Annotated in this window: 19 protein-coding genes; 9 read left to right on the top strand and 10 right to left on the bottom strand. The window is 38.7% G+C overall.

What is annotated here, in order from left to right; genetic code table 11:
- The first annotated feature begins 36 nt into the window (after positions 1–36).
- On the top strand, positions 37–1,416 hold the full coding sequence (locus H5118_RS10075; protein WP_002958907.1) for an AmpG family muropeptide MFS transporter: 1,380 nt from the start codon (positions 37–39) through the stop codon (positions 1,414–1,416).
- Between the two features lie 70 nt (positions 1,417–1,486).
- Here H5118_RS10075 and H5118_RS10080 read toward each other — a convergent pair whose 3' ends face one another.
- Complete coding sequence (locus H5118_RS10080; protein ID WP_002958908.1) at positions 1,487–1,726, bottom strand: helix-turn-helix domain-containing protein; 240 nt, start codon at positions 1,724–1,726, stop codon at positions 1,487–1,489.
- 445 nt (positions 1,727–2,171) lie between these two features.
- Between H5118_RS10080 and H5118_RS10085 the strand changes: the two genes are divergently transcribed.
- Complete coding sequence (locus H5118_RS10085; protein ID WP_024596569.1) at positions 2,172–2,360, top strand: hypothetical protein; 189 nt, start codon at positions 2,172–2,174, stop codon at positions 2,358–2,360.
- 49 nt (positions 2,361–2,409) lie between these two features.
- On the opposite strand, the gene erpA is transcribed toward H5118_RS10085, so the two are convergent.
- The gene (gene erpA / locus H5118_RS10090; RefSeq protein WP_002958911.1) at positions 2,410–2,748 is read right to left on the bottom strand and encodes an iron-sulfur cluster insertion protein ErpA; all 339 of its coding nucleotides are present in this window, start codon (positions 2,746–2,748) and stop codon (positions 2,410–2,412) included.
- 321 nt (positions 2,749–3,069) lie between these two features.
- Between erpA and H5118_RS10095 the strand changes: the two genes are divergently transcribed.
- The 5 genes from H5118_RS10095 (at position 3,070) to H5118_RS10115 (ending at position 9,667) form a co-directional block, all read left to right on the top strand.
- Entirely contained in the window at positions 3,070–4,752 is a 1,683-nt protein-coding gene (locus tag H5118_RS10095; RefSeq protein WP_002958912.1) for a chloride channel protein, read from the top strand.
- 15 nt (positions 4,753–4,767) lie between these two features.
- Entirely contained in the window at positions 4,768–5,202 is a 435-nt protein-coding gene (locus tag H5118_RS10100) for a CopD family protein (protein ID WP_002958913.1), read from the top strand.
- 114 nt (positions 5,203–5,316) lie between these two features.
- On the top strand, positions 5,317–6,333 hold the full coding sequence (locus H5118_RS10105) for an aspartate carbamoyltransferase (protein WP_002958914.1): 1,017 nt from the start codon (positions 5,317–5,319) through the stop codon (positions 6,331–6,333).
- Positions 6,334–6,366: 33 nt separating this feature from the next.
- Positions 6,367–7,647: a glutamate-1-semialdehyde 2,1-aminomutase gene (gene hemL / locus H5118_RS10110; RefSeq protein ID WP_182748706.1), complete on the top strand. Its 1,281-nt coding sequence runs from the start codon at positions 6,367–6,369 to the stop codon at positions 7,645–7,647.
- A 178-nt stretch (positions 7,648–7,825) separates the two neighbouring features.
- Positions 7,826–9,667 (top strand): methyl-accepting chemotaxis protein, encoded by a 1,842-nt coding sequence (locus H5118_RS10115; RefSeq protein ID WP_182748707.1) that lies wholly within the window; start codon positions 7,826–7,828, stop codon positions 9,665–9,667.
- Between the two features lie 230 nt (positions 9,668–9,897).
- Here H5118_RS10115 and mrcB read toward each other — a convergent pair whose 3' ends face one another.
- From mrcB to H5118_RS10135, 4 genes are all read right to left on the bottom strand, one after another.
- Positions 9,898–12,240, bottom strand: a complete 2,343-nt coding sequence (gene mrcB, locus H5118_RS10120) for a penicillin-binding protein 1B (protein WP_182748708.1) — start codon at positions 12,238–12,240, stop codon at positions 9,898–9,900.
- A 150-nt stretch (positions 12,241–12,390) separates the two neighbouring features.
- Positions 12,391–13,620: an ammonium transporter gene (locus tag H5118_RS10125; protein WP_024596272.1), complete on the bottom strand. Its 1,230-nt coding sequence runs from the start codon at positions 13,618–13,620 to the stop codon at positions 12,391–12,393.
- 9 nt (positions 13,621–13,629) lie between these two features.
- Complete coding sequence (locus H5118_RS10130; RefSeq protein ID WP_004587162.1) at positions 13,630–13,968, bottom strand: P-II family nitrogen regulator; 339 nt, start codon at positions 13,966–13,968, stop codon at positions 13,630–13,632.
- Between the two features lie 211 nt (positions 13,969–14,179).
- Positions 14,180–15,403 (bottom strand): diguanylate cyclase domain-containing protein, encoded by a 1,224-nt coding sequence (locus H5118_RS10135; RefSeq protein WP_002958922.1) that lies wholly within the window; start codon positions 15,401–15,403, stop codon positions 14,180–14,182.
- Positions 15,404–15,766: 363 nt separating this feature from the next.
- On the opposite strand from H5118_RS10135, the gene H5118_RS10140 reads away from it, so the two are divergent.
- Positions 15,767–17,284, top strand: coding sequence for a S10 family peptidase (locus H5118_RS10140; RefSeq protein WP_182748709.1), 1,518 nt, complete (start codon positions 15,767–15,769; stop codon positions 17,282–17,284).
- A 39-nt stretch (positions 17,285–17,323) separates the two neighbouring features.
- Here H5118_RS10140 and H5118_RS10145 read toward each other — a convergent pair whose 3' ends face one another.
- The 4 genes from H5118_RS10145 to H5118_RS10160 all read right to left on the bottom strand — a co-directional run bounded on the left by H5118_RS10145 (position 17,324) and on the right by H5118_RS10160 (position 22,628).
- Positions 17,324–19,555 carry an ATP-binding protein gene (locus H5118_RS10145; protein WP_182748710.1) on the bottom strand — a complete coding sequence of 744 codons (2,232 nt, stop codon included), beginning with the start codon at positions 19,553–19,555 and terminating at the stop codon, positions 17,324–17,326.
- Positions 19,542–20,351, bottom strand: a complete 810-nt coding sequence (locus H5118_RS10150) for a phosphate/phosphite/phosphonate ABC transporter substrate-binding protein (protein WP_182670812.1) — start codon at positions 20,349–20,351, stop codon at positions 19,542–19,544. Before H5118_RS10150 ends, H5118_RS10145 begins: the two co-directional genes overlap by 14 nt.
- An 87-nt stretch (positions 20,352–20,438) precedes the next feature.
- Complete coding sequence (locus H5118_RS10155; protein WP_154903669.1) at positions 20,439–21,104, bottom strand: START domain-containing protein; 666 nt, start codon at positions 21,102–21,104, stop codon at positions 20,439–20,441.
- On the bottom strand, positions 21,105–22,628 hold the full coding sequence (locus H5118_RS10160; RefSeq protein ID WP_024596277.1) for a CYTH and CHAD domain-containing protein: 1,524 nt from the start codon (positions 22,626–22,628) through the stop codon (positions 21,105–21,107).
- Between the two features lie 307 nt (positions 22,629–22,935).
- Here H5118_RS10160 and H5118_RS10165 point away from each other — a divergent pair, with 307 nt between their 5' ends.
- Positions 22,936–23,541 carry a TIGR04211 family SH3 domain-containing protein gene (locus tag H5118_RS10165; RefSeq protein ID WP_002958928.1) on the top strand — a complete coding sequence of 202 codons (606 nt, stop codon included), beginning with the start codon at positions 22,936–22,938 and terminating at the stop codon, positions 23,539–23,541.
- Positions 23,542–23,701: the final 160 nt, after the last annotated feature.

Raw genomic sequence — 23,701 nt, forward strand, 5'->3', positions numbered from 1 at the left:
GCTTAGCTGCTCTGCATCAAAGCCAATGAAGGCCCTATGAGCAAATCTCTCTCTATTAGCGAATATTTTTCTTACTTTAAAGACAAACGCTTAATCCACATTTTCATATTTGGTATGAGTAGCGGTTTTCCGTGGGTTTTAATTGGCTCTGTTATGTCTGCTTGGCTAAAAGATGAAGGGCTAAGTCGCAGTATGATAGGCCTATTTGGCATTGTATTTGGCGCTTACAGCATAAACTTTTTGTGGTCGCCACTCATTGACCGTACAAAACTTCCTATTTTATATAAATGGCTAGGCCAGCGTCGCAGTTGGATACTATTTTGCCAAAGTTTTATTTTTATTGGCACCTTGCTATTAGCAGGGCTTGATTTAAAAGCTAATTTGGCAATTGTTGCTGCGATTTGTTTATTAATCGCCATTGCTTCGGCTACTCAAGACATTGCTATTGATGCCTTTAGAATAGACACCCTAAGCGAAAGCGAATCACACAAAGCAACCGCTGCAGCCGCCATGGCAACTTCGGGTTGGTGGACAGGTTATGCACTTTTAGGCGCCATTCCATTTTACATGGCCGATATCCCCTCGCTCGACTGGCCACAAATTTATTACTTTTTAGCTGCCGTAATGCTGCTGTTAATGAGTGGAGCACTGTTTGCAAAAGAGCCCGAAACTAACCGCGAAGCAGTACATGCCGAACTTGAACGTGTGTACCTTGAAAAACTGTCCTCTACAAAACAAACTCCTTTAACAAAAACTGTTGCGTGGCTTGCGGTAACCGTTATTGATCCCTTTAGAGCTTTTTTTACTAAAAATGGCGTTAAAACAGCACTAGCATTACTTGCGTTTATTTTCTTATTTAAAATAGGCGAAGCGTTTTTAGGGCGCATGTCGATTGTGTTTTATAAAGAAATTGGTTTTAGTAATAGCGATATAGCTACATTTTCGAAGGTAGGTACAGCGGTACTTACAATCATATTTACCTTTGTTGGCAGTTTATTTAATCAAAAATATGGCATTGTTAAGGGTTTATTTGTAAGTGGTATTGCAATGGCTGCTTCAAACTTAGCCTTCTCGTGGATTGCTTTAGTTGGCCCTGACCTAAGGCTGTATGCCTTTGCTATTGTTATTGATGGCTTTACGCAAGCGTGGTCGTTGGTCGCTATGGTGGCCTTTATATCGATGTTATGCGATAGAGCATTTAGTGCAACGCACTATGCATTACTGGCGTCATTAGGGAATTTAGGACGAACATTGCTTTCAAGCTACAGTGGTGTAGTAATTGATGATTGGTTAATGGGAAATTGGTCGCTGTTCTTTATTTTAACAGCCTTAATGGTTTTACCTTCGTTGATATTTTTATATCTGATTAGGCATAAGTTGTATGAGCTTGAGAAGAATTACCACAAAAATATTTAATGCATCCCTGCATTAACATATTGCTTAGCACTATCAAGTGCCCCTTAAAGTGTACTAAGCAATTATTGAGTTAATCTACTTTTAGCAAGCTAAGTGCTTCATGTGGATCAACTTCTAGAGCTGTACAATAGCGAACAAACTCAATTACATCTAAGCGGCGTTCTTGATTTTCAATCTTGCCGATAAATGAATGAGGCGTTCCAAGCACTTGTGCTAGGCTTCGCATTGTATGACCCTTTTCATGGCGCTTAGTTTTAAGCCACTTTGTTAGCTTTGCATTTTCTTCAGAAGAAACTGTTTTGCCCATCATTTTACATCTCCTACTAGATGATTTGACGTACCCATTAAAGCAGTAGTTTCCATCAATAGCCGTAGGCAGGTAAGCAGTCATACTTTCAATAGCAAGCTATTGCTTAATAAAGCATGTGTTGCTACTCACTCCACCAACACAGCTAAAAACTACGCTAATAATATGGTAAAGATTTTTTTTATTGAGAATGAAATTTTGCCCGTCTCATTCTTGGATACATTATATACTATTAACACTTTGGTTAAATAATTAATTACATACTCGGTACAAAATCAACCTGAACGAACATTTATAAACACTGAATATTTGACCTAAGTTATCAGAAAATATTAAAAAAATAATATTACCTTCATAAAACAGCTTAAAAATATTTATAACATATTTGTTCCTTTTTAATGTTACACGTTTATTATTAAGCAATAATTTGCACTAAAAAGGCCAAGTAATGTTCAGACTTCTTTTTTTATTACCTATCGTGTTGTGTTTAGGTTGGTACTTTTTTTTGCGCCACAACGGCGTACCAATTAAACAAGGTAAAAAAGGCTTTATGTATATTTTAGCGTTTTCAGCCTTTGTACTCGGCTTTTTTGTATTGATAATGCAAATTACCGAATACGCACCAACTGATTTATAGGCATTAAAAAAGCCGCAAAAGCGGCTTTATTCTATTTAGCGTTTGGCTGTTAAACGCTAAAGCTTGCACCACAACCACAGGTTGTTGTCGCATTTGGATTAGATACAAAAAAGCGTGCGCCTTCTAACCCTTCAGTGTAATCAACCTCACCATCAACCAAATATTGAATGCTCATTGGATCAATAACGAGTGTTACACCATTTTTTACAATTTCTAAATCGCCAGGATTCGCTTTTTCATCAAAAGTAAAACCATATTGAAAACCAGAACAACCACCGCCTGTTACATAAACACGCAGTTTTAAGTCTGGGTTTTCTTCTTCGTCGATTAACTGTTTAACACGAACAGCAGCCGCATCGCTGAACTTAATTGGTAATTCTTCAGACATTTTAAAACCCTCAATATCGCAATGGCGTGATTATCTAATACCCGAGTGTTTTAATCAAGTATAGTAAAACAACTCTTTCCTCTAAGTTATATCTATAAATTAGTAAAAAAGTGGCCAAACATTAACTAGCTAAAATAATACTTAAGCAAACTAAAAGCGACCTTTATACGCTATAAACTCATTAAATATTTTAGTTATAGGCAATAGGTCTTAATCTTCACTGCAAATTGTTAATATAAGTTACGAAAATTTCAAAATCACAAGGACTTAGCTAAACTCTTTTGCTAAAATGCTGCTGAAAAATACAGCGAGGAATTATGCATGTGGCTTGAGCAACTCAGGCGTCGGCTGGCAAAACCTAAAACATCTGTACAATTATGCTTATTAGGCGTAGTTGCCGGATTAATTGCTGCATTTTTTATTATTTTATTTCGCTTAACCATTCTGTTTTTCCAAAGCTTATTTTTAGAAACACCTGACGACTTTACTACCCTACCAACACTTGAACGTGTACTAATGCCTTTAGTTGCTGCATTACTAATAGCCACGTTTGCTGCCTTTACTGGGTTTAAACATTACCGCTTGGGTATCCCCTTTGTTATACACAGAATTAAACGTCACTACGGGCAAATGCCTTTATACAATACGGTTAATCAATTTGTTGGTGGCGCACTTGCTCTCATTAGCGGTTTTTCAGTTGGCCGAGAAGGGCCTTCCGTGCATATGGGCGCAACGGGGGCGAGTATTTTGGCAGATAAGCTGCATTTACCGCATAATGCCATGCGTACTCTAAGTGGTTGTGGAGTAGCGGCAGGTATAGCAGCGTCGTTTAATACTCCACTTGCAGCCGTTATTTTTGTAATGGAAGTGGTACTTCGTGAATATAAAGTACATATATTTGTACCTATCATGCTTGCCGCTGTTACTGGCGCACTGGCCACACAGTTTGTTTTTGGTGAAGGCTCAGAGCTTGCGCTCATTACCATAGCGCCATTGAGTGGTTGGCATTACCCTTATTTAATATTATGCGGCATGGCGCTGGGTGCAATTGCATTTAGCTTTAATCAAAACTTAATGCTAATTATTAAAACATTTAAACCTTTAAGTATGTTCCCTCGTTTATTAATTGCAGGGTGCATTGCCAGCTTAATAGCTTACGCAGTGCCTCATGCTATGGGCTCTGGTATGAGCGCGATAACTATCGCGGTTGAATCTCCTGATGACGTAAAGCTACTCACAACTATTTTAATCGCTAAACTACTTGCTACATTGTTTGCTATCGGTTTGGGTATTCCGGGCGGTTTAATTGGTCCGGTAATTGGACTTGGCGTATTAATTGGTACATTAATGGCTTTTTTTGCTCAGTTTATTAGTCCTGGCACTGATATAGCGGGTACTTATGGAGTTTTAGGTATGGCCGGATTAATGGCCGCCACATTGCATGCACCACTAGCTGCTTTAACAACGGTCATGGAGCTTACATCGTCACCTGAAATAATTGTTCCAGCTATGCTTGTGATCACCACGGCCTATGTAACAGCATTACAGTTTTTTGGAAATCGCTCCATATTTTTGCAGCAACTAGATTTTCAGGGATTACCGTACCATGTATCTCCCGCTACCGAAGCATTACAAAAAGTGGGGATAATGGATGATATGGATGAAGACTTTAAATTGCTTTATTCTGACGACAAAGTGCAAATAAAAAGCACATTAGATGCCATGGATAGCCAAACTCCGTTAATTGTTTTTGACGAAGAAAATGGCTATCGTCTCGCTGAATACGATTTAACGCTAATGTCTAATGAAACAATAAATATAAATTATATTAGCTTGCAGGGCATCAGTAGTCAGGCCACCCTAGCCGATGCTTTCGATATCCTAAAAGATAAAAGAAGTGGCGCGCTTTACGTTTATAACCTTTTAGATAATCAACAAATTATGGGGCTATTACGCTGGGATCAAATTCATCATATTTTAACCATTCGTAACAGCTTACTTTAAACAATAAGGACTATTATGAGCGCATTATTGATTTATAAAACACTCCACATATTTTTTATGATTGCGTGGTTTGCCGGTATTTTTTACTTGCCTCGATTATTTGTATATCACGCTATGAGCGAGGAAAGATCATGCAACTCTATGTTAAAAGTTATGGAGCGCAGACTACTTTATTTCGTTACCCCATTTGCTGTATTAACCGCTGTATTTGGTGTATTGACCATTGTTGAATATGGTCGTGATTGGTTTAGATACAGTATGTGGTTGCACTATAAGCTAGTGCTGGTGATCATATTATATATATACCACGGCTACTGTTTTAAGTTATTAAATGACTTTAAACATGACCGCAACACTAAGACAGACCGCTTTTACCGTATTTTTAATGAGCTCCCAGTTATTGCGTTGCTCATCATAGTGGCACTTGCGGTAATAAAACCTAATTTATAAGCTTTGCGGCGCATGTTAAACTTCGCTGCAATTTACAATACTTGCTTTAACACGCGCGATTGCGTGCTCCATTTATGGATTATCGCGCCCATTTGATTGATTAGGAATAACCCCATGTTAAGTTTCCAAGGTGAGCATATACTGTCTGTAAATCAGCTAGACAGAGACTGCATTGAACGTATTTTTGCAGTAGCAAAAAAAATGGAGCCTTATGCTAAAAAGCAAAAGCAAACTACGGTGCTAGAAGGCGCTATTTTAGCTAATTTGTTTTTTGAACCGAGCACTCGTACACGAGTTAGCTTTGGCACCGCCTTTAACTTACTTGGCGGTGGCGTACGTGAAACTACAGGTATGCAAAGTTCAGCCCTTGCTAAAGGTGAGTCTCTTTACGATACCGCCCGCGTTATTTCAGCTTATGCTGACGCTGTTGCTATGCGCCATCCTGATGCAGGCTCAGTTAGTGAATTTGCTGACGGCTGTACTGTGCCGGTTATTAATGGCGGCGACGGCCCAAATGAGCACCCTACTCAAGCATTACTTGACTTATTAACCATTGAGCGCGAATTACATCGTTTTGGTCAAAATATTGATGGTATGCATATAGCGCTTGTGGGCGATTTAAAGTATGGCCGCACAGTGCATTCTTTATCTAAACTATTGTGCCATTATAAAAATGTAAAGTTTTCGATGGTCGCGCCTGACGGCTTACAAATGCCAACAAGCATTTTAGATGCAGTAGAAAATGCTGGCCATAAAATTGAGCTAGTAAATAAGATGGAAGGCAATTTAGCAGCCGATATTGTTTACCAAACACGTATTCAAGAAGAGCGTTTTCCATCGCAAGAAGAAGCAAATAAATACCGTGGCGGTTTTAGGATTAGCCAATCTATTTACAGCGCTCACTGTAAGCCTAACTCTGTATTAATGCATCCTCTTCCACGTGACAGTCGCTTAGAAGCCAACGAGCTTGATAACGACTTAAACAGTAACGACAATTTAGCAATATTCCGCCAGGTACAAAATGGCGTATTAATTCGTATGGCACTGTTTGCTTTAACACTCGGCGTAGAAAACAAAGTCGATAAGTATGAAGTAGACGTACCTTGGTTTAGCCGCAAACGCGACAGCTAACCCTCTTTTAAGTGACAATTTATAGGATTTTTCATGACAATTAGCCAAGACTTATTTGAACGCGCCCAAGCTTCTATTCCTGGTGGCGTAAACTCACCAGTTCGTGCTTTTAATGGTGTAGGCGGTACGCCACTATTCATTACAAAAGCAGAAGGCGCGTTTACATTTGATGCCGACGGTAATCGTTACATTGATTATGTTGGCTCTTGGGGGCCTATGATCATGGGCCATAATCACCCTGCAATTAAACAAGCTGTACACGAAGCTGTAGAAAATGGCCTTAGCTATGGCGCACCAACTGAAGCCGAAATATTAATGGCTGAAAAAGTAAAAGAGCTAGTTCCATCAATCGAAAAAGTACGCATGGTTAGCTCAGGCACTGAAGCGACAATGAGTGCAATTCGTTTAGCACGTGGCTTTACCGGTCGCGATAAAATATTAAAATTTGAAGGTTGTTACCACGGTCACGCTGACTCGTTATTAGTTAAGGCAGGCTCTGGTGCACTAACAATGGGTGTGCCTAATTCTCCAGGTATTCCTGAAGACTTTGCTAAGCATACACTTACAGTTTCGTTTAATAACCTAGATGAAGTAAAAGCTATTTTTGCAAAATACGCAGACGAAATTGCCTGTATTATTGTAGAGCCAGTAGCCGGTAACATGAACTGTATTCCACCAGTGCCTGGCTTTTTAGAAGGTTTGCGTGATGTGTGTGACGAATATAAATCAGTACTTATTTTTGATGAAGTAATGACAGGCTTTCGTGTTGCACTTGGCGGTGCACAAGCTTATTACAACATTAAACCAGATCTTACGTGTTTAGGTAAAGTAATTGGCGGCGGCATGCCAGTTGGCGCGTTTGGTGGTAAAACTGAAATAATGGATTACATTGCGCCTGTAGGACCAGTTTACCAAGCTGGTACTCTTTCTGGTAACCCTATTGCAATGGCTGCAGGTTTAAAATCACTTGAGCTATTAAGTGAGCCTGGCCTTCACGATAAGTTAGAAGCTATTTCAAAAGCAATTTGTGAAGGCTTTGAAGCTGGTGCTAAAAAAGCCGGTGTTGCGCTAACAACTAACTATGCGGGCGGCATGTATGGATTCTTTTTTACTGATGCTGAAAAAGTAACAACATACAAGCAAGCAACTGAGTGTGACCTAGAGCGCTTCAAACGTTTTTTCCACCTCATGCTTGAAGAAGGCGTTTACCTTGCCCCATCAGCATTTGAGTCTGGTTTTGTATGTGCTGCGCATACTGAGCAAGAAGTAAAAGACACAATAGCGGCAGCGGAACGCTCGTTTGCTAAACTTTAAGTTAAAATTACTTTTTATATTTTATAAGCGCTTGTTTTTACAGTATGTAATTAAGACTAAAGATTGAAAAAAGCCCGAAAGGGCTTTTTTTATTTGTAAAGTACTATAAATGAATGATAATTAAGCATAACAAGGTCTATTCACCTTTACTCTATTACAAAAAATACAAGAGAGCCTTATGTCAGGATTACGCCAATTTTCTTTTCCCGCTATCCAGCTAATGGCAAATTTAAAATACAAAACTAAAATCAGCTTAATGTTTGGAATTTTACTCGTTCCTCTATCACTTAGTTTGTTTTTTTTAGTCTCGTTATTAAGTGAAAGTATCGTTGTTTCAAAAATGCAGCAGCAAGGCTTAAAAGGCTACAGAGCTATACTTTCAAATCAAATGCAGGGAGATACGAATCAAAATATAAAAATAGCTCGCTCACTCGGCTTTGACATAAAAGACACACAAGCCAATGAAGTACTCGAACTTGTTTCTATTCAGTCAAACCTAGCATTAGATAGCCAGTTAGCCAGTGCTTATGTAAACCGCTCTTTAGTCACGCCGATTCCTGCACTTATAATGCAAATAAACTCAACAGCGCAAAGCGCAAACACTGTTTTGGCAAGTAATCGTTTTACGCCCGATACGTTTATAGCACTTTCAAATTTTAGTAAATCACTTCCTTTGTACGAAAAACAACTCGATAAAATACTCAATGTAGCCACCAATGCAGATAAATCAGTAAATAAAGCGCTCATGCCTTCGTTAACTAATTTACACAGTGCTGTGGGTGCATTTAAAAAAGCAATAGATGAAAAACTACTTGAGCCTGACGATATTTTATTAACTCAAGCAGAATTTAATAAGCTAACAAACAATGTTCACAGCAGTATTAATCAACTTGTTAGTAAGAGCATTCCAACGCTTGAGAGCCTTATTGAAGCAAAACTGCAAACTCAACAGTGGACACGAAATCTTGTTTTAGCCGCTTCATTGATCAGTTTGCTATTTGCATTTTATTTGATGATTGGTTTTTATTTTGCAGTTGTTGATACCATTAATCGCTTTGCTGATGCCGCTAATAGAGCCGCGAATGGCGACTTAAATGCCACTATCGATTCGAGCACTAATGATGAAATGGGAATTATTGCATCGCGCTACAACGCATTACTTAATGCATTTTCACACTTATTATTTGATGTTAAAGCAAGTACAGAAGAGCTATGCGGCGCAACTAAATCGCTATCGCATGCGAGTAGCCAAACAAGCAATGATGTTTCAAAACAGCAAACTCGAGTAAATGCCATTTATAATGCACTAAGCGAAATGGCTCAAAACGCACTTGCAGTTGAAGAGTCAGCCCATCAAGCAACGCTTACCGCGCAAGATGCTGCAGCTCATGTGAAACAAGGTTCAGACAATACAATGGAGCTTGCTAAATATATGCAAGACCTCCAAATTGAATTTGCAGAGAGCCAACAAGCGCTCGATAAGCTAGCACAAGATAGCCAAGAAATTAGCAAAGTAAGTAAAGGGATCAGTGAAATAGCCGATCAAACAAACTTGCTTGCACTTAATGCCGCTATTGAAGCCGCGCGAGCCGGCGAGCATGGCCGTGGATTTGCCGTTGTAGCTGATGAGGTAAGAACACTTGCTCAGCGTACACAAACACAAACCCAAGAAATACATCAAATTATTAGCTCTTTACAACAAGCATCTGACGACACTCAGCAAAAAATGCGCTCAAGTGTTGAAAAAATGGAGCAATCAGTAAAAGCAGCCAATCAAACCAATGAAGTATTGCAAAGTGCAGAGCAAAGTATGGGCGATATTAAACATCAAGGTGAAGTAATTGCAGAGCGTGTTAAACAGCAATCAAATGCAACAACACAAGCATTAAATGATTCGCAAGAAGTGAGTAATTTAGCAGATCAAACGCTAACATCGGCTCAATCAACGCTACAAGATGCACAGCAATTAAGTCGCTTATCTAATGATTTAACCAAATCAATGCAGTTTTTTAAATCTTAATACCAATTCGCTTAATTAAGTGATCTATTTTGAGGGAAGAAAATCGTGTCGATAACAAGGCAAAAATTTCGTTATTTAGTTGTTCTATATCAGAAATTTTTAACGTAGTTAACGTCAGATTTAACCCCTCAAATTGATTAAGTATTATTACGGATTGGTATAATTACGTTAACTACAACTTACAACAAAGCCGCTAAATAAGCGGCTTTGTTGTTTAAAGTAATCTTAAATTAACGTATGCATTGCGGCCTAGGCTCGAACTCACTCGCCCTAAGCGGTAGCTGAATCACCTTGCCACATCCTGGTGGTGCCTGCTTACCCGTTTGTTCATTTACAAATGCCCAGCGTATTGATGGTGGACGCGTATCAGCTATTGCTTGTGGGTTAAGTGGTTTTAAGTAACGAATATATGCTTCTAATGCGCCTACGCTACCTGTTAAACCAGTGCTTTTGTTGTCATCTCGACCAAGCCACGCAACAGTCACTGTATTTTGATCAAAGCCTGCAAACCAACTATCACGTAAATCGTTGCTGGTCCCTGTTTTACCAGCGAGCTGGATTGACGGAAAGTGTAAATTTAAGCGTTTAGCAGTGCCATCTTTCGTTACGCGTTTCATTGCGTATTTGGTCATATACATTGCAGATTTATCAAAACGAGGCTCTGCATTTACTTTATGCTTATAAAGTACTTTACCAACAGAGTCAGTTAATGCCGAAATTGCAGTGAGCTTTTTATATTCGCCATCTGCAGCAATTGTTGTATAAAGCTGAGCCACTTCAAAACTCGACATTTCAACAGCCCCTAAAAGCAGCGATGGGTATTCGTCTATCGCCCCTGTTGCGCCTAAACCTTTCAATGTATTTACTACTTTATCAACACCTACATCGAGGCCTAAATTAACCGCTGGGATATTTATACTGTTACTAAATGCTTTATAAAGTGGAATTGCACCACGGTATTGGTGGTCAAAATTTTCTGGTTGCCACACTTTACCTTGCTCATTTGTGACCTGTACTGGCGAGTCATCAAGCAAAGTAGCTAAATTATAATGTGGCAATTGCAGTGCGGTTAAATACACGGCAGGTTTTACAAGCGAGCCTATATTACGTTTTGTGTCTAAAACACGGTTAAATCCTGAATATCGAACATCGCGACCAGCAATAAGTGCAGAAACACCGCCTTTTTCTACATTAACAGAGATCATGGCTGCTTCTAGTTTTTCAGTTCTAGGGCGATTTTCCAAGTACGGTAAACTCTTTTCAACCGACTCTTCCATTGCTGTTTGCTTTTGCAAGTCAAAATAAGTAAATACTCTTACGCCTGCATCAAGTGTTTGCTGATCAGGTAATAATTCATTTAACTCTCTGTTTACTAGCTCTAAATAGCCTGGGTATGATTTTTGTAAACTGGCTTTCATTGGCGCAATATCAATTGGGCGATTAAGCGATGCACGGTACTCTTTTGTGCTAAGTAACTTATTTTCGACCATTAGACGCAGCACTAAGTCCCTGCGCTCCATTGTGCGCTCTTTATAACGACGTGGGTTGTAATAAGATGGGCCTTTAACCATTGCCACCAGCAGAGCAATTTGATCGTACTCAAGCTCGTCTACAGGCTTTGAAAAGTAAAAGTCAGAAGCAAGCCCCATACCATGGATACCTTGGTTGTATGACTGCCCTAGGTATACCTCATTTAAGTAAGCTTCTAATATCTGATCTTTTGAATAGCGATAATCTAAAATAAGGGCAATAAAGGCCTCATTTATTTTTCGTACTAAAGAACGCTCACGCGTGAGGTAAATATTTTTAGCTAATTGCTGAGTAAGCGTACTGCCACCTTGAACGGTGCGTCCCGCTTTAATATTTGAATAAAGCGCACGTAAAATAGAAAACACCGACACACCATGGTGATCATAAAAATCACGGTCTTCAACTACCAGTAGCGTATCTTTAAGCATGGCTGGGAACTTATCTAGCGGTACAAATTCTCTATCTTGTTTAGAGTCGTTGCCAATTCGCGCTATTTGCACAGGTTCTAGGCGAGCAGAGTTTAAACGTCTGCCGAACTTATCTTTAATAGTCGCAACTTTTTGCCCTGCAAAACGAAGTTCAATAATATGTGATTCTTCAAGGCCATCATAAAATTCAAAATCACGGCGATAAATCTTGATGCTATCTGCTGTTTTAACAAACTGCCCTGTTCTGCTTAATCTATTAACAGATGAATAATGTAGACGCTCTAACTCAAACACAACTTCTTGGCTTGATAAAAATTGCCCCGGATAGAACTCCATAGAACGAGCATACACTTGCGCTGGAAGTTGCCATTTATTACCTTCAAATATACGTGTAGTTTTTGAATCTAAATAAATGAAATACATTGCCATTGCAATAAAAAAAGCCAAGCTGAATTTCCAAAACACTGACCATGTTTTTCTCATAAAAGAGCGTTTAACAGTGGGATTCACTGTTTTTTTACTGCCCTTTGATGTGCTTTTTTTTGTCGTGCTTGACGATTTACTAGCACGTTTAGCTGCAGGTTTGCTGGTAGGTGTTTTTTTATTGTCGGCCATTTAAGTGTAATTTATTCCAAGGGTTATTCACGAGTGTGAGCTTAGCATATTGGGCATATCCTAACATCCGAAAAGTTAACCCCCCCTGAAACAAAAAAAGCCCTACCGAAGTAGGGCTTTGTGTAAACACACTATTATTTAAATAAACTATTAGCTATTTCGAACAGAAACAAACTCTGGGTAGGCTTCAATACCACAATCGTGTTGATCCATACCGTTTAGTTCTTCCTCTTCAGTTACTCGTATACCCATTGTTTTGTTAAGCACAGTCCAAACAATAAATGATGCTACAAATACAAAGGCAAGAATACACACTAAACCAATTAACTGATTAACAAAGCTTGCATCACCATTGGTTAGCGGTACTAACATAATACCTAATGCACCACACACACCGTGTACAGAGATAGCACCTACTGGATCGTCAATCTTAACTTTATCAAGTGCTATAATGCTAAACACAACTAATGAGCCACCAAGTAAACCTAGTAAACATGCCATTAATGGAGAAGGTGAAAGTGGGTCAGCAGTAATTACAACTAAACCTGCTAATGCACCGTTTAATACCATGGTTAAATCTGATTTGCCCCAAAGTATCTTACATACAAACAGTGCAGCAATAGCACCCATTGCAGCAGCTGCATTAGTATTAAGTAATATTTGACCTACCGCAGTTGCGTTTTCTTTATCCGAAAGTAGTAATTGAGAACCACCGTTAAAGCCAAACCAACCCATCCATAAAATAAATGTACCTAGTGTAGCAAGTGGTAAGTTTGAACCTGGAATTGGGTATATTTCACCGTTTTTACCATATTTTCCTTTACGAGCACCTAGGATTAGTACACCCGCTAGTGCAGCAGCTGCACCTGCGCCATGTACAATTGCAGAACCTGCAAAATCTACAAAGCCCATTTCAGATAAGAAACCACCACCCCATGTCCAGTAACCTTCAATAGGGTAAATAAAACCAGTTAGTACTACAGCAAAGCCAAGGAAAGCCCATAGCTTCATGCGCTCAGCAACTGCACCCGATACAATCGACATAGCCGTTGCAACAAATACTACTTGGAAGAAAAAATCAGATTCTAAAGAATGGTCAGCATCAGCAGCTTGTGTGCCAATTAAAGCGCCTATTGAAGGAATAAAACCACCTTCGGCATTGTCTACATACATAATGTTGTAGCCAACTAATAAAAACATCGTACATGCAATTGAATACAGCGCGACATTTTTAGTTAAAATTTCAGCTGTGTTTTTAGAGCGAACTAAGCCCGCTTCTAACATGGCAAAACCTGCTGCCATCCACATTACTAATATACCTGATATTAAAAAATAGAAGGTATCGAGTGAAAACTTTAGTTCTATTATTGTATTTTCCATGAGACCCCCTTAAATTGCTTCTTCGTCAAGTTCGCCAGTACGGATACGAACAATTTGATCTAAGTCGTACACGAAAATTTTCCCGTCACCGATTTTACCTGTTGATGCAATTTTAGTAATTGCTTCAACAACGCGTTGACAATTTTCAGTACGAGTTGCAATTTCAAGTTTGATCTTAGGAATAAAATCTACTTGGTATTCTGCACCACGATATAACTCAGTATGACCTCGTTGACGTCCAAAACCTTTAACATCAACTACTGTCATCCCCTCAATTCCTAAATCAGCGAGTGCTTCACGCACGTCGTCTAATTTAAATGGTTTTATGATTGCACTAATCATTTTCATAGCGGCCCCCTCGGACTCTTTATTGTTATCCTGTTGGGTTAAACAATCCAACCTTTGTGCCACTATTTTTATATTTTTTAAAACAATAAGTTAGTGAAAAACAGAAACTAAATAACAAAAAAAACGCACCAATTAGGTGCGTTAATTTAACAAGTTATCTACATTGGTGCGTGCAATATATTAATTGCATGCTTAGCTTTATATAACAGAGCTATACCACGCAGTTTCTTCCTTGGTTTTTAGCTTCGTATAATGCTTTGTCAGCAACACGCATTGCCTGCGTCAAGCTAGTGTCTTGAAAGTCTGCCAAGCCTATACTTGTAGTAATTTTAATTGATTTATCGCTGATAGAAAAATCGTAACTAGCCAGCTTTTTTCTAAATGCTTCAAAGTATTCACGACCACGTTCAAGCTCTATCTCAGGTAATATTATGGCAAACTCTTCTCCACCAACCCGTGCAACTGTAAACTTTGAAAACGTAGTACGGATTAATGAACCAACCTGCTTTAAAGCCTGATCGCCACCCTCATGGCCTAATGTATCGTTAATATTTTTGAAAAAATCGATATCTAACAATGCGAGAGTATTTTTCTGGTTTTTACTTTTAAGGAGCTTTTCTGCATATTGATAAAAATAGCGTCGATTATGAAGCCCTGTTAAATGATCCCTATGCGCGCTTTCTTTAATATCTGAAATTAACGATAGTTGCTCCATTGTTTGAAGTACTCGACAATGAAACTCCTCATTCATAAATGGCTTTGTTAAAAAGTCATTGGCGCCATATTTAATAAATCGCGCTGATAGGCCATGTTTCCCCGCGCCCGACAAGCCAATAATTGCTAAGTCGTCTCGGCCTCTAAAGTTACGTACCGCTTTAACAAGTTCAAAGCCATCCATAGAAGGCATAGCGTAGTCGGTCATAAGTAGCTTTATATCAGGATTAGCTTTTAATATTTCGAGTGCTTGTTGTCCATCGTGGGCATCTGTCACATCAAACAATTGCTTTTCAAGCATTTGCTTCATTAACGAGCGGCTCAGTAATGAATCATCTGCTACTAATGCTTTACAACCTTGGTTTCTTAGCAATTGCGCAACGAGTTTAACGGCGTAATGGTAAGAGTCGCGATTATCTTTAATAACATAATCAACGACACCTAATTCAAGCATTTGTTGGCGCTTGTACTCATCTATTTTTGAGGTTAAAACAACCGTAGGAATCTTTTTAGATAAAGTATATTTTGCGACTTCACCGTGAGGAGCATCTGGCAAGGTTAAATCAACTAACGCAAGCGTGTAGTCGTATTTTTCTACGTAAGTGGCACATTCAGCTAAAGACCAAGCAAAATCGATTGCCACATCAAGGTATTGTGCAGTTAAGTGGCGAAGTACCTGCTGCACTACTTTACTGTCTTCAACCACTAATACTCTTTGCATAAAGCTTCTCTTTACCTTTAATTAGTTTTACCACAAAACGACAAATACCACGCAATTACTGCAATAGCATTAGTCATAAACATCCGGTGTAGAGTGCACTTATGTGCTTGAAAGCGTAATCCGTTAGATTTTTTGGTGATAGCCTGTATAAAAAATCAATACAAGTAGGCCGCAATATACCTGAATTTTGCAATTAACTAAATAAAGAAAGTAAATCCAAAATAACTATAAAAGCGATTAATACGCGCCTTTCAATGTATTAATACCTTACTTAACCAGTATTATCGGCCACTAGTCTCAATACTTTTGTTATTTAACTCATTTTTATCTTTAATGATGTATCAACAATAATAAGGACACCTAATGAAGCTTAGTCGTATTATCAGTTTACCGATAACCGTTATTGCATTAATAATTAGTACAAGCACGCTTGCCGATAACCAACGTCGTATTGATGTAGACAGCAAAGTAGCTACCCAACATAAGGCTAAAATTAATGGCCAGCGTTTTAGTTATACCGTAGCTACAGGCACACAACCTGTATGGGATGATAAAGGCGACGCGGTTGCTACACTACAATACACCTACTACACACGTGACAAAGTTGACGACAGGACAGTTCGCCCATTACTTATTTCTTTTAATGGCGGGCCAGGTTCGGCTTCGGTATGGATGCACCTTGCTTATACTGGCCCTCGCGTATTAAAAATTGATGACGAAGGCTATCCAATTCAACCTTATGGCGTAAAAGACAACCCATATTCTGTACTTGATATTGCCGATATTGTTTACGTAAACCCGGTAAATACTGGCTATTCTCGCGTACTTGAAAACGAAAAAGGCGAACTGCCTTCCAAAGCAAAACAAAAAGAGTTATTTTTTGGTGTTAATGCCGATATTAAATACCTTGCTGAGTGGTTAAATACTTTTGTAAATAGAGCACAGCGCTGGCGCTCGCCTAAATTTTTAATTGGTGAAAGCTACGGTACAACACGTGTATCTGGACTCGCTCATGAGCTTCAAAACAGTCAGTGGATGTACATAAACGGTGTTGTTCTCGTATCACCTACTGACATTGGTATTAAGCGCGATGGTCCGATTAAAGCAGCTAACCGCCTACCTTACTTTGCAGCGACTGCTTGGTATCACAAAGCACTTAACGCCGATTTACAAGCTAAAGATCTTGATGAGTTATTACCTGAAGTTGAAGAGTTTACTGTAAATGAGTTAATCCCTGCGCTTGCTAAAGGTGGCTTTATTAATGCTGATGAAAAGCGACGCATAATTACAAAAATGGCGCACTACGCAGGCTTATCAGAAAAGTTTGTTGAGCAAAATAACTTAGATATTCCAACTCAGTTTTTCTGGAAAGAGCTACTACGTGAACGTGGTCAAACTGTGGGTCGCTTAGATTCTCGTTATTTAGGAATGGATAAAAGAGACGCGGGTGAATCCCCAGACTACTGGGCTGAACTTACCTCTTGGTTACACTCTTTCACTCCTGCAATTAATCACTACTTGCGTGAAGAGCTAAACTATAAAACGGATGTAAAATATAATTTATTTGGTAATGTTCACCCATGGGATAGAACCGGTAATAATACAGGCGAAAACCTACGTTTAGCAATGGCACAAAACCCTTACTTAAACGTGATGATCCAATCAGGATACTTTGATGGCGCAACCAATTACTTTGACGCTAAATATACGTTATGGCAATTAGACCCAAGCGGTAAAATGAAAGACCGTTTGAGCTTTAAAGGCTACAGAAGCGGACACATGATGTACCTTCGCCACGCTGATTTAGAAAGCTCTAATAACGATTTACGTGACTTTATACAGCACGCTTTACCCAAAAAAGGGCAAGCGGCTAAATACTAATATACCTAAAACAAAAAATGGCTCTTTAAGAGCCATTTTTTATGTGCGTTTTTCATATCGTAAACAATAGCTTTTAAGTTGTGTGACTACATCGTTAAAGCACTCTTCCAGCTGCTGTATATAATCACCTTTAACTATTTCACTCTCTGCCTGTGTTTCTATCTGTTGGCATATATTTGCCAACTCAATAGCCCCCACAGACTTTGAAGACGACTTTAATGCATGAGCCTGAAAAGCTAAATCAACATAGTTTTTACTTTTAGCATACGCGTTAGCTAATTTAATTTGCTCCCCTGCTGTTTGTAAAAACGCATTAAATACCATGCAATGTACGCTAGGATCATCACCAAGCATTGCTTTTAGTAGCGTAATATCTAATTGATCAAAACTATCTGAAGCTATATTTTCACCATCTGATTTTTCTGAACGTGTATTGACCATAGTTTGAGAATGCTCCATCAATAACGACTTTAATTTAACAAGCTCAATAGGCTTTGTTAAAAAGCCATTCATTCCACAAGTATAACAATTATCTATGTTGTTTTTGGTAATGTTGGCCGTAATTGCAATTATAATCAGTTCATCAAAATGAGTGTTTTCGCGTATTTTTTTGGCTAACCCTAACCCATCGAGTAAGGGCATTTGAATGTCGGTTAGTAAAATATCAAAGCGTTTATTTTGTATGGCCTCCCAAGCTTGCTCACCGTTACTTACAAAAGTAGAGCACACTCCAAGCATAGTTAATTGCTGTTTTAACACTTGCTGATTTGTAACTTGATCTTCTGCCACTAAAACCTCAAGCGTAGGAAGCGTTACCGCATTTAAGCTTTGCTGTGTTATTTGAGGGGCTTGCACTTGTGCTGGCAAGTCAGTTTGATCAAAACTGTTAAAGTTTAGCGTAAAACAAGAACCTTTGTGCTGCTCGCTTTGTGCGCTCAAAGACCCTTGCATGCGCTCTACCAGCTGCTTAGTTATCACTAAACCAATACCGGTTCCATTTACTTTACTGGTTTCAGCGCCTAAGCGGTCAAAAGGTTTAAATAGGCGAGAAATGTCATCTGGAGAAAATCCACATCCGGTATCTATTACATCTATTTCGCATTGTTTATTACTTAACACCCGACAATTAATATTAATACTGCCATTTGGTTTGTTGTATTTAATCGCATTTGAAAGCAAGTTAAGCATCACTTGTTTAAAGCGGCGCTGATCAATATAAATACTCAACCCTTCTAAGGACTCAAAACCGTGAGTTTGCAGTGTTATTGATTGCCCTTTAATAAGCTCAGTGACAAGCTCTACTGACTCTTCTAATATGCTTTTAATAGGCACATAAGAAAAACTAAACTGCATATTACCCGACTCAATAGCTGTTAAATCAAGCACATCGTCTATGAGTAATAGTAAATGTTCTCCAGCTTGATAAATGCTTTTCGCGTTTTCTTTTTGTACTTTATTTGCACTCTCATCATATCCATACAGCTGGGCTAAGCCTAAAATTGCATTTAATGGAGTTCTTAATTCGTGGCTCATACTGGCCATAAAATCTGACTTTGCTTTACTTGCAGACTCAGCTTGAATTCGTAATGCATTTAATTTTTGATGGTTATTCGCAACCTCATCAACCATATTATTAAATGCATTTATTACACTGCCCACTTCATTTTGTTGTTGTTTATCTATATGGCAATCAAAGTCGCCTTTGGCTAAACGTGAAAACCCAAGTTTTAGCGTCCTCAACGGCGATGTAACCCTGTAATCCACCAGCCAAGCCAAACCTATAAAAACGATAACTAAAATAATAAATTGTATATATATTAAGGTGTAATGAAGTTTTGAAGATTCGTTAATTTCATTAGTAAAATTAACAACCAAGCTAATATTAGCCAGCGGTTTGTCTAAAAATATCACCTGTTGAGATAACAGCATGTCGCCGTTTTCATTTGCTCCAACCCAATTATCAAGCGGATACAATTGATTTTTTGAATCAACATCAACAATTTTAATACTTTTCCAATTAGGGCGAGTTTGAAGTTGACTGTCTATCTCTTCATATAGCTCTGCATACTGCCTAGTTAACAACGGAGTCGTTATAGAAGTCGATAACTGCGCTAAAGAACGCTGAGCAGCCTTTGAAAGCCCATCGTTTACCCAACGCGCTTGTTCAGGTAATGCGTAAAACATAAAAAGACATGCCATAAGCAAGCCACAAAGCAATACAACAATAAAGCTTTGCGCCCTTAAACTACGAAACCCTCTAATTTTCAACATAAAATGAGCGCAAGCCCCACTGAGTTAACTGCTGATACTCTGCTAAAGTTGCAATACTAGGTTTAATAATTGGGATACCTGCAAGTAAATGTTTATGCTCTGCGCTTTGCCCTATATCTAAAATAGCTTGTTGCACTTTTAACTGTATTGCAGCATCAACCCTTGGGTGGGCGACAATTGGGTGGCGACTAATTTCACGCGTTTTATAAAGAATTTTGAGTTTGTTTTGTAAGCTTTCTGGTTGTTGTTTAAATGTGCCCATTACACCACCGCCCGCCATTGTTGAGTGCAGTGCTACATTTAAATATACCGATGGATGAGTTTGGACATATACAGGCTTTATTGTTAGCCCGTATAACAATGCTAAATCAGCTCTCATTAATAATGACGCACCTAATGCGTTAGGTGCAGGGAATGCTATTTCAGCGCCCTCTAGTTGGCTTAAATTATCAATATCACTGTCTTTGTTTACGAGCAAAATACCTTGCAGCTTTCGCCCTGCATCTTTTATTAATGGTAAATATCCCTGTTTTTCGTATGCTACAACACTATGCCATGGGTTCATGTATGCAAAGTCGTACTCGCCATTAGCAAAGGCTTTTTCAAATACAGGAATAGACTCAACTGTAATTAGCTTTATTGTTACCCCTGTTTGCTTACTTACTTGTTTTAACAAAGGTTGCCAAATAGTATTTAGCTTTTGCGGCTCGTATTGCGGCACTACACCAAAGGTATATTCTTGAGCTAATAAGAATGAGCTGTGTATCAAACATAATATAGCCACTAAATACTTCATCAATTCTCCAAATAATAGCGTGTCATTATTGCTTAAGCGTAGTTAAAGACTACTCAACACACCATTAAATTATTATATATTCGATATTTAGCATTGACCTGCTTTGATTACAGGTAGTTTTGGAGTGTATTTTTTATCTGTGAGCATATGATGCAAGTTCATAAATGTGATGTAAGTACTTTTCAATCCGACCTTATTGCTTAGCCAAGTAGGTATTGCCCCATCAGGCAAAGCATATACTTGGTACTCAATATCAAGGCGGCCTTTGTCCTCACTCAGCAGCCAGCGTGCATTTAAAGTAGTAATTCTTATAACGCCATTGTTTTTGGGCTGCTTATTAGGGCGAGCCTTAATAAGCAATTGGCTTTTATTTGCAGTCAACTGTGAATAACAAGAATAAGTAATGCTATCTCTATCTCTAACAGGCCAAGGAGAATTAAAATAACTGTACACTAAATTTTCTGATGGGCTTATGTGCTTAATAACCTTTACCTGAGATATATTTTCGAGCCATTGGGGTGCGGCATCGGTATCACTAAGTAATTCTAAAAACTCATTGGTGGATACGCCTTTCACGCTCATCTGCGCTTTTACTTCAAAGGTATTATCACTGTGGCTTTGATAATACACACTTACGCCATTTTTGTTTTTATACAAATGCCATATGGGCTCAGCGTAAGTGTTAAAACTAACTAATAAAAAAATAACGAATAAACACTTTTGCAACTGAATTTTATTACAAAAGCGCATCATTTATTTTTGCCAGTAAGGTTCTATGTCAAGTGAAGCAAGGCGACTTTGCTCCATGGCACTGACCAAATATTCAGACTTTTGTTCAAGCCATGACTGGATTTTAGCAAGCTGTTCGTCCTCTTGCCCTGCACATAATTGCTTTAAATACTCAAGCGTACTTAATTCATAAATACCATGAGAAATATCAAGCCAAGGCAATCTAAACTCTAGGCGTTCTTCTTTATCAAATAACGATCCTAAACAGTTACCGCTCAGTAGGCTATTTTCAAGCTGAGTTCGTAGGTTTAAATACGAAGCGACATCGAGTGTTTGCTCCTTTGGAAGCAACTCGTGCAGGTTTTTCCAGTCTTTATTGAAAAGCCTATTGGCAATAGACGACACATTTTGCTCAGCCGCTTGAAGCTCTGCTTGCCCCCAGTCTTTACGCCATTGCTTATCGATTAACCAGGTAGTTAACGATAGTAATAAACGATTATAACGTGCGCTGTGAAACAGTGCATTTATATCGTCAATGCTTGGCTGTAACTCTTTTAAGTCTCCAATGACTTGAGCAAGTGCTGGCGCCGCATTAATTTTTTTATAAAAAGCATGGCGTTTAGACGTGTACGTTTTTAATTGAATCGCGTTTTCTACCCACGCTAATTCACTTAATAACCATTTAAGTTCGGTACGTAAGTGCTCTGTACTTTCTTTAGATACTATATCGTCGTATAGCCAAAAAGTATGGCGGATTAAACTGATGCCGTCAGTTACGCGTTTAAGTGTTTTTAAACTTGGCTTATCGAAATAGCATTGCTCGTGCTTTTGTACAAAGCGAATGCCAAAGTTCATGGCTTCAACTAAAGCACGCTCTTGAGTAGTCGACTTTGGTAATTGTACAAAACCAATAGATTTGCTTGGCATTAAAGGTTTTTCATCAGCAAGTCGATAACCACGCGCGGCCTTAGAATACAAACCTAAGCGTATGCAATTTTGGCTAACTAGTATATCTGCAAATGCAAACAGCTCATTACGACTGCCCTCAACTAGCTCAATTTCTAGCTCGCTAATAATTTCAATTTTACCCGAAGCCGCAATTTCACCTTTATCGAGTACGACTTCAATTTTAGCGCCACTTTCGGTTTCAATTAACCAAGTACGACGAATAAAGTTAGTACTAAATATTGGATACAGGTTTTTTGAGATGGCGCTTATTTGCATGCCATGAGGCCAAATATCAGCATCAAACGCCATTAAATTAGGGCGGCTTGATTCAATTGGTAAATTGTACTCTGGACGTTGGTGTAAACCACCTACCACTTCACCTGCAAGCTTTATAGTTTGCTCGCATTCGCTGTCAGAACAACGCGTTCGAAAGCCTATATCAAGCGCTCTAAGCTCTCTGCTTGGCGTATCGTAGTATGCATTTTGTAAGCTGCGAGACGGTTTATTCTTCACCGTTTTTGCAAATTGAGTAATTAACGAGGGGATCAGTGGAATAACGGCATCTGATACCAAAAATTTCAGTTCTATCTCAGTATCCATTCGGTTTGCGGATTACCTTTAAAATAAATAAGTGCTCAAAATAAACAAAGCGCCTTAACAATGCAAATTTTTTAACCTTATTTTAGGGCTTGATGACCTTTGCGGATTAAAATTCGTTCTATCTAGGAGCAATTTAATCACAGCGTGAGGCTTGTAACCTAGTGGACTCGATAACTACTCCTGCGTTACCGTACTGGGTTACAATATCAGTCTTGCTATTGATCTATTTAATCCATACTATCTAACTACTTATGTGAAATAAAAATCACGTTCATAACGGACGCAGTTAGATCAACAAGGTAGATAAATGCTAAAACATTGTTTATTAGGGCTACTTTTAACAGCCACCACATTCATGAGTTATGCACAAGAAGCACAACCTGCAAATTCAACGAATGCAAACACCGCTTATATTATCGATAATCTATACACTTTTATGCGCTCTGGGGCGAGTAAAAATTATCGACTACTCGGCTCTGTAGATGCTGGAACAAAGTTAACCTTGTTATCAAATGAAGAAAACGGCTTTATAAAAATTAAAGATGATAAAGACCGCGAAGGCTGGATAGAAACTAAGTTTATTACTAAAACAGCGGGCTTACACCAACAGTACAAAACACTAAGTAGCGAAATGAGCACTATGCAAGAAAAGCTACGCCAAGCTCAAATAGAACTTCCACAGCTACAAGAACAAAACCAAACTTTAACAGATCAAAATCTGCAGTTATCTGCTCAAATTACTAAGCTTAAAACAACGCTAGAGCAAGAGCGCACTCAAAAAGAAGCTGCTAGCTCAAAAGAGAAACGCCAGCTACTTACTTACGGTGGTGCTATTGCGTTTTTAGGCCTGTTTTTAGGTATTATATTAACGATAGTGCTGTCACGTCGTAAGCGCTACGAAGGTTGGGCGTAAAGCTCCATCCAACTAAATACAAAAAAGCCGCTTTACAGCTGTCTCTTATACACAAATCCCTGCTAAGAAATTAGCGGGGATTTTTTTGAACTAAATCTCAATGTCATGATCAGATCTTCAAATCTTGTTTGAGGGCACATTATGATTAACGAACATACTC

The organism is Pseudoalteromonas sp. SR41-1 (genome assembly GCF_014164015.1).
GTDB classification, from domain to species: Bacteria; Pseudomonadota; Gammaproteobacteria; order Enterobacterales; family Alteromonadaceae; genus Pseudoalteromonas; species Pseudoalteromonas distincta.

What these genes read in the sequence shown, in the direction of transcription:
- H5118_RS10075 (WP_002958907.1), top strand. Translation starts at nt 37, where the DNA reads ATGAGCAAATCTCTCTCTATTAGCGAATATTTTTCTTACTTTAAAGAC.
- H5118_RS10080 (WP_002958908.1), bottom strand. Translation starts at nt 1,726, where the DNA reads ATGATGGGCAAAACAGTTTCTTCTGAAGAAAATGCAAAGCTAACAAAG.
- H5118_RS10085 (WP_024596569.1), top strand. Translation starts at nt 2,172, where the DNA reads ATGTTCAGACTTCTTTTTTTATTACCTATCGTGTTGTGTTTAGGTTGG.
- erpA (WP_002958911.1), bottom strand. Translation starts at nt 2,748, where the DNA reads ATGTCTGAAGAATTACCAATTAAGTTCAGCGATGCGGCTGCTGTTCGT.
- H5118_RS10095 (WP_002958912.1), top strand. Translation starts at nt 3,070, where the DNA reads ATGTGGCTTGAGCAACTCAGGCGTCGGCTGGCAAAACCTAAAACATCT.
- H5118_RS10100 (WP_002958913.1), top strand. Translation starts at nt 4,768, where the DNA reads ATGAGCGCATTATTGATTTATAAAACACTCCACATATTTTTTATGATT.
- H5118_RS10105 (WP_002958914.1), top strand. Translation starts at nt 5,317, where the DNA reads ATGTTAAGTTTCCAAGGTGAGCATATACTGTCTGTAAATCAGCTAGAC.
- hemL (WP_182748706.1), top strand. Translation starts at nt 6,367, where the DNA reads ATGACAATTAGCCAAGACTTATTTGAACGCGCCCAAGCTTCTATTCCT.
- H5118_RS10115 (WP_182748707.1), top strand. Translation starts at nt 7,826, where the DNA reads ATGTCAGGATTACGCCAATTTTCTTTTCCCGCTATCCAGCTAATGGCA.
- mrcB (WP_182748708.1), bottom strand. Translation starts at nt 12,240, where the DNA reads ATGGCCGACAATAAAAAAACACCTACCAGCAAACCTGCAGCTAAACGT.
- H5118_RS10125 (WP_024596272.1), bottom strand. Translation starts at nt 13,620, where the DNA reads ATGGAAAATACAATAATAGAACTAAAGTTTTCACTCGATACCTTCTAT.
- H5118_RS10130 (WP_004587162.1), bottom strand. Translation starts at nt 13,968, where the DNA reads ATGAAAATGATTAGTGCAATCATAAAACCATTTAAATTAGACGACGTG.
- H5118_RS10135 (WP_002958922.1), bottom strand. Translation starts at nt 15,403, where the DNA reads ATGCAAAGAGTATTAGTGGTTGAAGACAGTAAAGTAGTGCAGCAGGTA.
- H5118_RS10140 (WP_182748709.1), top strand. Translation starts at nt 15,767, where the DNA reads ATGAAGCTTAGTCGTATTATCAGTTTACCGATAACCGTTATTGCATTA.
- H5118_RS10145 (WP_182748710.1), bottom strand. Translation starts at nt 19,555, where the DNA reads ATGTTGAAAATTAGAGGGTTTCGTAGTTTAAGGGCGCAAAGCTTTATT.
- H5118_RS10150 (WP_182670812.1), bottom strand. Translation starts at nt 20,351, where the DNA reads ATGAAGTATTTAGTGGCTATATTATGTTTGATACACAGCTCATTCTTA.
- H5118_RS10155 (WP_154903669.1), bottom strand. Translation starts at nt 21,104, where the DNA reads ATGATGCGCTTTTGTAATAAAATTCAGTTGCAAAAGTGTTTATTCGTT.
- H5118_RS10160 (WP_024596277.1), bottom strand. Translation starts at nt 22,628, where the DNA reads ATGGATACTGAGATAGAACTGAAATTTTTGGTATCAGATGCCGTTATT.
- H5118_RS10165 (WP_002958928.1), top strand. Translation starts at nt 22,936, where the DNA reads ATGCTAAAACATTGTTTATTAGGGCTACTTTTAACAGCCACCACATTC.